This is a genomic window from Mycobacterium sp., from assembly GCF_049683355.1.
Lineage (GTDB): Bacteria > Actinomycetota > Actinomycetes > Mycobacteriales > Mycobacteriaceae > Mycobacterium.
This window is the reverse complement of record NZ_JBAUJB010000030.1, coordinates 1-10,613: the sequence shown is the minus strand read 5'-3', so window position 1 is coordinate 10,613 and position 10,613 is coordinate 1. Positions and strand designations below refer to the sequence as shown.

Here is a 10,613-nt window from a genome sequence, read left to right as displayed (position 1 = left end):
GTCGTGGCCCGGGCGGGCCCGGGTGCCGATCGCTCCGGTCGCCGGGTCCAGCGTCACCTCGGCGAGCAGCTCTCCGGTCGTCGGCTCGCACACCGCCCATGAGCACAGCGTCTCCGAATCCCACTGTGCCGCTTGCCTATCCACGTAGTCGGGGGTGCGTTCGCCGAGATCGGTGAGCGCGGGCCGGTCATCGACGCGGTCGTCGGCACGCAGCGCTCGCAGGTACCAATTGCCGGCATTGATTTCGACGGGCTCCACCCGTTCAGCTTGCCACGACAAGGGACAGGCCCCGTTCCCGCCACCTCTGCGACGAAAACGGGGCCGCTCCACCCCTCAGCAAACCGGACTACTGCCGTGAGCAAACCCTATAGGAATACAGCAGCTCCCGAAAGGGCTAATCACGCCAGAGTGCAATGGCAACAACACGAGCGCCGGCAAGCTCCAATGTGCAGCCGAGCGAACGTTTGATGAGTTTGCGGGTCGTCGCTGGTCATAACCGCGAGCGATCGAGAGGAACGCCCGATGGGGATCGACCATCTGCTGGCCGTGGTGGCCGTGTCCGACCTGCAGGCCAGCCGTGAGTGGTACACCGCGCTGTTCGGTAGGCAACCCGACAACGAACCCATGGCGACGCTGGCCGAATGGTAGGTGACACCCCAGGGTTGGCTGCAGGTCTTCGTCGACCAGGACCGCGCCGGGTCGAGTCTGTTCAATCTGGCGGTCGACGACCTCGATGCGCAGATCGCCGCGGTGGCCGGCCGCGGGCTGGGGCCGGAGGCTGTCGTCGAGGCCAACAAGGGCGTGCGGTTGTCGACGTTGACCGATCCCGACGGCAACCTGATCCGGTTGATCGGCGGCTTCCGGGTGCGTTACTGAGCCTCGGTACGGTGGCGGGCGACAGCGACCGCACCGGAGGGGCAGATCCCAGTCGAGCCGAGGAGATGCTGCACACCAACCTCGAGGGCGCCCGTTACGTGCTCGGGGGAGCGGCCGCCAAGGGCCTGGACCCGATCGTCCACGTCTCCAGTGTCACCGCGCTGGTCCGCCCGGACCTCGAGGTGCTGCACGCCGACCTGCCGGTGGTCGGCGGTAGCGACGGCTCGGCAAGTCCAAGGCCGTCGTCGAGGCCTACGCCCGCGGCCTACAGGACGGCGGGGCGCCGGTCGACATCACCTATCCGGGCATGGTGCTGGGCCCGCCGGCCGGTGAGCAGTTCGGCGAGGCGGCCGAAGGTGTCGAGGCGGCGATCAAGATGCGCGGCGTCGGCGCGCTGTTCGACTCCATCGGGTCCTACCTGCCGTTCGAGACGCCGATCAATTCCGCGGCGATGCACTACTACACCCAGATGCCACCGTCGGACGACGGCCCCAGCGAGCGCGAACTCGGCATCACGCAGCGCGATCCGGCCGAGACGCTGGCCGACACCGTGGCCGGGCTGCGGCGCGTGGGACGCCTCTGAGGGCTACTCGCTGCTCTTGATCTCGCAGAGCACGGTGCCCTGGGTGGTCGCCGCGCCGGGCTCGACGGCCAGCCCGGTGATGACGCCGTCCTTGTGGGCGGTGACGGGGTTCTCCATCTTCATCGCCTCGAGCACCACCACCAGATCGCCTGCCGCGACGGTCTGACCCTCCTCGACGGCGACCTTGACGACGGTGCCCTGCATGGGGGCCGTCACCGAGTCACCCGAGGCGGCTGCACCGCCGCCACCACCACGCTTGCGCGGCTTGGGCTTCTTGCGGATCGCGCCGTGGGCGGGTGCACCGCCACCGTTGCCCAGGGCGAGGTCGCCGGGCAGCGACACCTCGAGGCGACGGCCACCGACCTCGACCACGACGGTCTGGCGCGGGATGGTGTCTTCCTCGTCGATGGGGTCACCGCCGGTGAACGGCTCGACGGTGTTGTTCCACTCGGTCTCGATCCAGCGGGTGTGCACGTCGAACTTGGTGCCGTCGCCGATGAAGGCGGGGTCGGCGGTCACGGCGCGGTGGAACGGGATGACGGTGGCCAGGCCTTCGACGGTGAACTCGTCGAGGGCGCGGCGGGAGCGGGCCAGCGCCTCCTCACGGGTGGCGCCGGTGACGATCAGCTTGGCCAGCATCGAGTCGAACTGGCCGCCGATGACCGAGCCGGTCTCCACGCCGGAGTCCATCCGCACGCCGGGGCCGGTGGGCGGCTCGAACTTGCTGACCGGCCCGGGGGCGGGCAGGAAGCCGCGGCCGGCGTCCTCGCCGTTGATACGGAACTCGAAGGCGTGCCCGCGCGGCGTCGGATCCTCGGTGATGTCGAGGGGCTCGCCGTTGGCGATCTTGAACTGCTGCAGCACCAGGTCGATGCCGGAGGTCTCCTCGGTGACCGGGTGCTCGACCTGCAGACGGGTGTTGACCTCGAGGAAGCTGATCAGCCCGTCCTGGCCGACCAGGTACTCCACGGTGCCGGCGCCGTAGTAGCCGGCCTCCTTGCAGATCCGCTTGGCCGACTCGTGGATCTCCTTGCGCTGCGCCTCGGTCAGGAACGGCGCCGGCGCCTCCTCGACCAGCTTCTGGAAGCGGCGCTGCAGCGAGCAATCCCGGGTGCCTGCGACGACGACGTTGCCGTGGGTGTCGGCGATGACCTGGGCCTCGACGTGGCGCGGCTTGTCCAGGTAGCGCTCGACGAAGCACTCGCCGCGGCCGAAGGCGGCGACGGCCTCGCGGGTGGCCGAGTCGAACAGCTCGGGGATCTCTTCGATGGTGCGGGCGACCTTCATGCCGCGGCCGCCGCCGCCGAACGCGGCCTTGATGGCGATCGGCACGCCGAACTCCTTGGCGAACTCGACGACCTCGTTGGCGTCCTTGGCGGGCTCGGCGGTGCCGGGCACCAGCGGGGCCTCCGCGCGGGCCGCGATGTGGCGGGCGGTGACCTTGTCGCCGAGGTCGCGGATGGACTGCGGGCTGGGCCCGATCCAGATGAGCCCGGCGTCGAGCACCGCCTGGGCGAAGTCGGCGTTCTCACTCAGGAAGCCGTAGCCGGGGTGGATCGCGTTGGCGCCGGACTTCGCGGCGGCGTCGAGCAGCTTCTCGAACACCAGGTAGGACTCCGCCGAGGTCTGGCCGCCGAGGGCGAACGCCTCGTCGGCGAGCCGGACGTGCGGTGCGTCGGCATCTGGTTCGGCATACACCGCCACGCTCGCCAGTCCGGCGTCCCTGGCTGCTCGGATCACCCGGACCGCGATCTCACCGCGGTTGGCGACGAGCACCTTGGAGATCTTTGAGCTGGCGTGAGTGGCCACTGCGCCTCCTGATGGCATCGTTTTCTAAGAGCGTCTTTAAGAATGTATCTCGGGAAGTTTAAGGGGCCTAGTTGAGGCGTCGGCGAGCCGGTCCGTTACCCGCGAGTAACTCTGTGTGCGGCGGTTTCTCAACGGGAGAGACCGAACACCCCCTATGCAGCGCTGCGTGGCGTCAGTGGTGGCACGGCCGGAGCGGGCGGGGGAGCAGCTCAGGCGCGTGCCGCGGGCGATCAGCAAGGAAATGCGCGCAGACAGGCGATTCTGGCAAATTTCGTGGTCTCTGCTGGAGCTGCAGTCGCAGCCGGTCGATTCCCGACGGCGGCAGTTTGATTCTGGCAGAATGTGTCGTGACGGCAGGTTTCCGGGGTCCCCGCTGTTGTGTCTGTGACCAGGCATCAGCGTGAACCGCGAACGCGGAATGTTGTTCACCCGCGCCGTCGTGTACAGGGGGTGTGCCCGTGACCGAAGAGTGCGAAGCCCGGCAGCGGCTTGTCGCTGTTGTGCTAGCCACAGATATTCTGGCGAATTCTCGGCGCACGGCATGAAGGTCGGGCTGGGACTGCCGGCTCACCGAGTGAAGCTGCAGGCCGCCCTGGTGACGCTGATCGTGGGGTTCGCCCTGTTCCAGGTTGCCGCCCTCCGCGCGCAACCGCCCTACTCAGGGTGGCTGGACGGAACCTGGCAGACCCTGGCCTACATCGCGGCCGCAGTGCTGTGTCTGGTGCGGATACCGCCGTCGTCGCCGGACCGGACCGCCTGGCGGATCATCGCGCTGGGCCTGTTCTCCGTGGGACTGGCAAATGCCTATCACCACTGGTACGTCCCAGCGACGGAGTCGGCGCTTCCGTTTCTGTCCCACGTGTTCTGGTTGGCCATCTATCCCTGTGCCTACCTCGGCCTGGTGCTGCTGATGCGGGCCCGCGTACCGCGGTTGTCCCTGGGCCTGGCACTGGACGGCGTGGTCGTCGGACTGGGCGCGGCGACTCTCTGGGCGGCGACGGTCATCCCTCAGTCGATGGCGAATCACCGAGGCAGTGCCATGCACCCGGCGGTGTCTCTGGCGTATCCGATGGCCGATCTGCTGCTTGTGGCTCTGACGGTGTTCGCCCTGTTCTCGGTTCAGTGGCGACCGCCCACCGCGATGTGGTGGTTTGCCGGTGGGCTGCTCCTGTACGCGGGCCTGGATTCTCTGGTCGGTGCGACCTACCGGCGGTATGAACCCAGTGCGTTGTTCGACGCCGGATCGGTGATCGCGACCATGCTGATCGGACTCGCCCCCGGTCGGAATCGGCGTCGAGGAAGCGCCCGGCCGCCTCCGGGGTGGGCGCCGCTGGCGGTGCCGCTGTTGGCTCCCTGTGTGGCGATCAGCGTGTTGGCCGTAGCGCGGTACCTGCCTTTGGCACCTGCCGCCGATTGGCTTGCGGTGGCGACGTTGCTGGCGGCATCGGGTCGCCTCGCGGTGGCGTTCCTGGAGGCGCGGCACGCCGGCGAACATGCCCATCAGGCGCGCACCGATGACCTGACCACCTTGCTGAACCGTCGTGGCTTCTATGAACGAGCGTCCGCAATATTGTCGCCAAATGCCAAGGGTCGCAAATCGTGTGCGCTGTTGTTGCTGGATCTCGACCATTTCAAAGAGGTCAACGATTCACTCGGACATGCTGCCGGCGACGAGCTGCTGCGATTGGTCGCCGCCAGGTTGATCGGTTCGCTCGACGAGAACGACCTGCTGGCGCGTCTCGGCGGTGACGAGTTCGCCATCCTGCTGGCCGGTTCCGGCATCGACGAGGCGAAGAACACCGCAGCCGCCCTGATCGTGGCCCTCGGGAACGGGGTCGAGATCGACGGCGTCGAGGTGTACGCCGAAGCCAGCATCGGTATCGCCATCACGTCCGAGCACGGCCGTGACCTCGCAACCTTGTTGCGCAACGCCGACATCGCCATGTACCGGGCCAAGGAGGCTCGTGCCGGCTTCATGGTCTTCGCACCCGAACTGCGCGGACATCTCGCCACGCGCGAGGGGATGGAGATGAAGGCTCAACTTCGTAGGGCGATCGAGGGTGCGGAACTGGCTGTGCATTATCAGCCCAAGATCTTGTTGGCCACCGGCCAGATCATCGGGGTGGAGGCGTTGGTTCGCTGGCCGCATCCGAGTCTCGGCCTGCTCTATCCCGACCGGTTTCTGCCGTTGGCTCGGCACAACAGCCTGATGCACGCGATGACCGAGTTCGTCGTGGAGCGCGCCCTCGACGACGCAAGCCAGTGGCGCATGCGGGGACATCCGGTGCAGGTGGCGGTGAACCTGTCGCCGCCCACCTTCGCCGATCGCGATCTTCCGAGTCGGATTGCCGACGCGGTGGCCCGTCATCATCTGACACCGGCAGATCTCGCTGTCGAAATCACCGAGGACTTCGTCTACAGGAATCTCCATCGCGCCCGGGCGGTGCTCGATGACCTTCGCGACCTCGGTGTCACGATTGCGATCGACGACTTCGGCAGCGGGTACTCGGCGCTGTCCTATCTGCGTGAGTTGCCGATCGACGAAGTCAAGCTCGACGGCACGTTCATCGCGCCCATCACGACGGATGCCGATGCGGCCACCATCGTGCGCTCGGTGATCACCCTGTCGAAGAGCCTTGGACTGACCATTGTCGCCGAGGGCGTCGAAACCGCCGAGACCGCGGCACTGCTGCGCTCCTACGGGTGCGATGCCGTGGAAGGACACTTCGTCAGCCCGTCGCTCAGTGCTGATGACCTCTTCGAACTCTTACGGGACGAGGGTCCCCAGATATCTGCCGCGACGCCTGCAACGGCCTTTGCGTTTCCGGGATCCGCGCTGATCCGGCGCCTGCAGCGGAGACGGTCAGGCCGGGCCGACCATGGCATCGCCTCCGAATGAGCCGAAACCGCTAGCGCAGCCCGCCGCGGATGCCGTTGTACCAACCGCCGCGGAAGCCGTCGGCACGACTGCCGCGCGGGACCGGCACAGCCTTCATCGATTCCTTGACCTCGCCGTGGGCGTGCACGTCGCCGATATCGGTGCCGCGCACCTCGCCCCACGTCGCGTCGTGGCGCACCCCGTCGCGGGACGTGGAATCGGCTTGGCGGCTGCTCACGCGGGGGTCCGGTCCGATCTCCGTGACATCGGCGTTGGCGGTCGCGCTGCCCACGCCGATGAAGACGGCCGAGGCCGCCGTGGCAATCGCGCCGACCCCACCCAACTTCTTCAGCATGCGGATGCGGTACGCGGTGGTCTTGGCCATTTCTGGGAGTCTCCTGAATAGTCGCTGGCAGAATGCTGTCGATCACCTGGTTGCTATGCACCGTAACAGCTGGCCGCACCGCTGTTCGTACTACCGTCGAAAACCCTTGTCAGGACGGGTGTTTGGTGCAGTAATTGCAGGCGGCGGTGTCTAGTGAGGCGTTTCGCCGTGTATGCGCCCGACGTCGGGGGCTCGGCGCGACGCTTCCGGTCAGGCCCGTAGCCCGTGGTGGTGAGGGCCGCGCGGGCCCGCTCGCCGAGGCTCTCCGCGACCGCGGTGGCGATGATGTCCGCGGCCAGGAACTCTTCGCCACCGACCCGGCCCACGATCGCCCCGTCAAGCCCCCGCTTCGTCCCCTCGGCCGCGCCGCCGAGTGTGGCCACAGCCTATCCGCAGGGAGTTGTCTCGCGGGGTACCGTGAGGCACCGAACGGTGCTGGTTCCTGCTCGTTGGCGGCCTGGAAATAGGGGGATGGTGACCGTTGACGCGTGGGTGACGCTGGCCGTGGTCGTCGTCACCGTCGTTGTGCTGATTCTCGACCGATTCAATCCGTCATTGGTGATGGGTGGTGCGGTCCTGGCGCTGTACGTCGCGGGCGTCATCGATTCAGGGCAGCTGTTGGCGGGCGTGGCGAACGAATCCCTGGCCATCGTCGCCGCCCTGTACGTACTGGCTGGGGCGGCCGATATCACCGGCGCGTTCGACGGTGTGACGTCGAAACTCCTCGGTGGCGCCGACCGGGCCAAACCGCGGGCCGAGTTGCTGCGCGTGTGCGGCCCGTCGGCGGGGGTGTCGGCGTTCATCGCGAACACCCCGCTGGTGGCGATGCTGGCTCCGCGGGTGGTGCGTTGGTGTCGCCGCACGGGGCGCTCGCCATCGCTCTATCTGATGCCGCTGAGCTACGCAGTCATCCTCGGCGGCTCGATGACCATGATCGGCACGTCGGTCAACCTGTTCGTCAACGACCTCATCGACTCGGCCGGTCTGGGTCGCCTGGGAGTGTTCTCGATCATCGGGGTCGGACTTCCGTTGACGATCGGCTGCGTTCTTCTCATGGTGCTGTTGGGGCCGCGCCTGCTCAAAGACCGCACCACGCCGGGTGAAACCTTGGCCGGCAACGAGCGGGAGTTCACCGTCGAGATGACCATCCCCGCCAACAGCGCGCTGGCCGGTGCGACGGTCGCCGAGGCCGGGTTGCGCAACCTCGAGGGAGTGTTCCTCGTCGAGGTCGAGCGCGCCGAGCGGGTCATCGCGGCGATCGGACCCGACGAACCTCTGGCGGTAGGCGACCGGCTGGTGTTCGTCGGAAACATTGCGCGGGTGCTGGATTTGCAGAATATGAACGGACTGACCTCGGCCGAGGCCCGCCACTTCGATGATCTGGCCCGCAATCCGCAGCGCCAGTTCGTCGAAGCTGTCATTGGTGTCAATTCACCGCTGGTCGGCTCGAGTTTGAAGGCGGCGGGGTTCCGCAGCCGGTACGGCTCGGCGGTGGTCGCGATTCACCGCGCCAGCCAGAAACTGTCCGGCAAGCTCGGTGATGTCCGGCTGCGTGCCGGTGACGTCCTGCTGGTGTTGGCCGGCCCGGACTTCACCCAGCAGTACCGCGAGCACCGCGACTTCGCGGTGGTGGCGCCGCTCAACCAGGACCGGCCGATCCGGCGCGAACACACCAGGGTGGTCGAGGTGAGTGTCGCCGCGCTGATCGTGTTGGCGGGGACCGGGTTGTTGGACCTGCTGAAAGCGTCGCTGCTCATCGCGTTTGCGCTGATCGTCACGCGAGTCGTGACCCTCGACGACGCGCGCCGCTTCATCAACACCAATGTCCTGCTGCTGATGGCGACCAGCTTCGCGCTGGGGCTGGCCGTGGAGGAGAGCGGCCTGGCTGCCACGCTGGCCAACCTGGTGGTCAGCGCGGCGGCGCCGCTGGGCAGTTTCGGATTGTTGGCAGCGGTGCTTGCCGCCACGATGGTGGTGACCGAGGTGATCTCCAACCTGGCCGCAGCAGCGCTGATGTTCCCGATCGCGATCGCGGTGGCCGAGCAGGCCGACGTGAGCGCCATGCCGTTCGCCGTGGTGGTGATCTTCGGAGCGAGTCTGTCGTTCCTCACTCCGATCGGTTACCAGACCAACACGATGGTGTGGGCGATGGGCGGCTACCGGTACACCGACTTCGCCCGCCTGGGCGTGCCGCTGACGCTGCTGGTCCTGGTGGCAACTCCGGCGTTGGTGCCGATCTTCTTCCCGTTTCAGTGAGCTGGGCGGTTGGCTCCGCTACCGCAGGCGGCGCTTGATCCGCGACAGCATCGCTGACATGCCGCGCAGCCGCAGCGGGCTGATCAGCGCCGCCAGCCCGAGGTCGGTGTAGAAGTCGTCCGGCACGGCGAGGATGTCGTCGGCCGACTGGCCGTCCAGGCCTGCGGCCAGGATCGAGGCGAACCCGCGGGTGGTCGGCGCTTCGGCGGGCGCGCTGAAGAACAGCCGCACCCGAGCGCGGTCCTCGGAGTCGACGTGCAGGAACAGCGGTGACTGGCATTCGGGCACCGGCTCCATCGCCGCCTCTTCGAGGTCGGCGGGCAGGTCGGGGAGCTCGTTGGCAAACTCCAGCAGCATGGCCAGCTTGTCCTGGCCTTCGACTTCCTTGAAGTCGGAGACCACCTCGGCCAACGGCGCCGGCAGGGTCATGGAGCCGAACCAGGCTCTTCCCCGACGGCGACGGGCACCCGCACGGCGTTGCCCCATTCGGTCCAGGAGCCGTCGTAGTTGCGCACGCCGGGCAGGCCGAGCAGATGGGTCAGCACGAACCAGGTGTGGCTGGAGCGTTCCCCGATGCGGCAGTACACGACCGTTTTGTTCTCGGGAGTGAGGAAGCCGTACAGCTCGTCGAGTTCGGCGCGGCTGCGGAACTTGCCGTTGTCCAGCGCGGCCTTGGCCCACGGGATCGACACCGCGGTCGGGATGTGGCCGCCGCGCAGCGCCCCCTCCTCGGGGTAGTCGGGCATGTGGGTGCGCTCGCCGGTGAACTCCTGCGGGGAGCGCACGTCGATCAGCGGCTGCTCACCCAGTACGCCGAGGACGTCCTCCTTGAAGGCGCGGATCGGGGCGTCGTTGCGTTCGACGACGGGGTAGCCGGTGCTCTGCTTGCTCGGCACGTCCAGCGTGGTGTCGCGGCCGTCGGAGATCCACAGGTTGCGTCCGCCGTCGAGCAGTCGGACGTCGGGGTGGCCGAACAGCGTGAACACCCACAGCGCATAGGCGGCCCACCAGTTGCTCTTGTCGCCGTAGATGACGACGGTGTCGTCGCGGGCGATGCCCTTGCGGTCCATCAGCGCGGCGAACTGCTCGCCGGTGATGTAGTCACGCACCTGGGCGTCGTTGAGGTCGGTGTGCCAGTCGATCTTGACCGCACCGGGGATGTGGCCGGTGTCGTAGAGCAGCACGTCCTCGTCGGATTCGACGATCGCCAGGCCTGGCCGGCCCAGGTTTCCGGACAACCAGTCGGCGGTGACCAGCCGTTCCGGGTGGGCGTAGGACTGCAGGGCGGGGCTGGGATCTGGGGGTAGCGGCACGGATTCCAGCCTACCGTCGGGCCTCGGTGCCACGGACAGGTCATCAGACCGTTTCAAATTTGACCTTGTGGGTACGCGTCGAAAATCCCGGTGGATATTGGGGCCGGGGCGAGTTAACAACCAAATAACAGGATTGCCTTGCTGTCACTCCCGACACGTGATTAACGTCAGATTGTCAACAAAGCTACAAGTTTGCGAGTGTGCCGAGAAGTTCGGTGGTACAGCTGCGTCGGTGCAGCCGTGCGACATCGTCCCTGACTCGAGGAGCCCCGATGAGCAGCCCCGACCAGCCCGCCGCCGCCGCTGAGCCCGCTGATCAACCGCCCGAAGTACTGAAGAGGGCGATCGCCGCATCGGCCATCGGCAACGCCACCGAATGGTTCGACTACGGCCTCTACGCCTACGGCGTCACCTACATCTCCGCGGCCATCTTCCCCGGCGATGCCGAAACCGCCACGCTGTTCGCGCTGATGACGTTCGCGGTGTCGTTCCTGGTGCGTCCGCTGGGCGGGT

At 67.3% G+C, this 10,613-nt stretch carries 10 protein-coding genes and 2 pseudogenes; 6 read left to right on the top strand and 6 right to left on the bottom strand.

The window, feature by feature from the left end; translation table 11 throughout:
• On the bottom strand, positions 1-258 hold a 258-nt coding region (locus WA944_RS01860), incomplete at its 3' end, for a hypothetical protein (protein WP_526646182.1).
• Between the two features lie 264 nt (positions 259-522).
• On the opposite strand from WA944_RS01860, the gene WA944_RS01855 reads away from it, so the two are divergent.
• The 3 genes and pseudogenes from WA944_RS01855 to WA944_RS01845 form a co-directional block, all read left to right on the top strand.
• Entirely contained in the window at positions 523-648 is a 126-nt protein-coding gene (locus WA944_RS01855; RefSeq protein WP_526646180.1) for a VOC family protein, read from the top strand.
• Positions 649-876: a VOC family protein gene (locus WA944_RS01850; RefSeq protein WP_526646178.1), complete on the top strand. Its 228-nt coding sequence runs from the start codon at positions 649-651 to the stop codon at positions 874-876.
• A 44-nt stretch (positions 877-920) separates the two neighbouring features.
• Positions 921-1,459: pseudogene (locus WA944_RS01845) on the top strand (hypothetical protein); the annotation flags it as partial.
• A gap of 3 nt (positions 1,460-1,462) precedes the next feature.
• Here the strand turns inward: WA944_RS01845 and WA944_RS01840 are convergent.
• Positions 1,463-3,268 carry an acetyl/propionyl/methylcrotonyl-CoA carboxylase subunit alpha gene (locus WA944_RS01840; protein ID WP_526646176.1) on the bottom strand — a complete coding sequence of 602 codons (1,806 nt, stop codon included), beginning with the start codon at positions 3,266-3,268 and terminating at the stop codon, positions 1,463-1,465.
• A 541-nt stretch (positions 3,269-3,809) separates the two neighbouring features.
• On the opposite strand from WA944_RS01840, the gene WA944_RS01835 reads away from it, so the two are divergent.
• A complete protein-coding gene (locus tag WA944_RS01835; protein ID WP_526374243.1) occupies positions 3,810-6,167 on the top strand; it encodes a putative bifunctional diguanylate cyclase/phosphodiesterase in 2,358 nt (785 codons plus the stop codon).
• 10 nt (positions 6,168-6,177) lie between these two features.
• Here the strand turns inward: WA944_RS01835 and WA944_RS01830 are convergent, their stop codons facing one another.
• Together WA944_RS01830 and WA944_RS01825 are read right to left on the bottom strand one after the other, a co-directional pair.
• Positions 6,178-6,531, bottom strand: coding sequence for a hypothetical protein (locus WA944_RS01830; RefSeq protein WP_526374242.1), 354 nt, complete (start codon positions 6,529-6,531; stop codon positions 6,178-6,180).
• A 53-nt stretch (positions 6,532-6,584) separates the two neighbouring features.
• The gene (locus WA944_RS01825) at positions 6,585-6,914 is read right to left on the bottom strand and encodes a hypothetical protein (RefSeq protein WP_526374241.1); all 330 of its coding nucleotides are present in this window, start codon (positions 6,912-6,914) and stop codon (positions 6,585-6,587) included.
• A gap of 88 nt (positions 6,915-7,002) precedes the next feature.
• Here WA944_RS01825 and WA944_RS01820 point away from each other — a divergent pair, with 88 nt between their 5' ends.
• Positions 7,003-8,787, top strand: a complete 1,785-nt coding sequence (locus WA944_RS01820; RefSeq protein ID WP_526646174.1) for an SLC13 family permease — start codon at positions 7,003-7,005, stop codon at positions 8,785-8,787.
• Positions 8,788-8,805: 18 nt separating this feature from the next.
• On the opposite strand, the gene WA944_RS01815 is transcribed toward WA944_RS01820, so the two are convergent.
• The gene (locus WA944_RS01815) at positions 8,806-9,216 is read right to left on the bottom strand and encodes a SufE family protein (protein WP_526374239.1); all 411 of its coding nucleotides are present in this window, start codon (positions 9,214-9,216) and stop codon (positions 8,806-8,808) included.
• Positions 9,213-10,100 (bottom strand): sulfurtransferase, encoded by an 888-nt coding sequence (locus tag WA944_RS01810; protein ID WP_526374238.1) that lies wholly within the window; start codon positions 10,098-10,100, stop codon positions 9,213-9,215. Before WA944_RS01810 ends, WA944_RS01815 begins: the two co-directional genes overlap by 4 nt.
• Before the next feature lie 272 nt (positions 10,101-10,372).
• On the opposite strand from WA944_RS01810, the pseudogene WA944_RS01805 reads away from it, so the two are divergent.
• Positions 10,373-10,613, top strand: a pseudogene (locus WA944_RS01805) (MFS transporter); the annotation flags it as partial.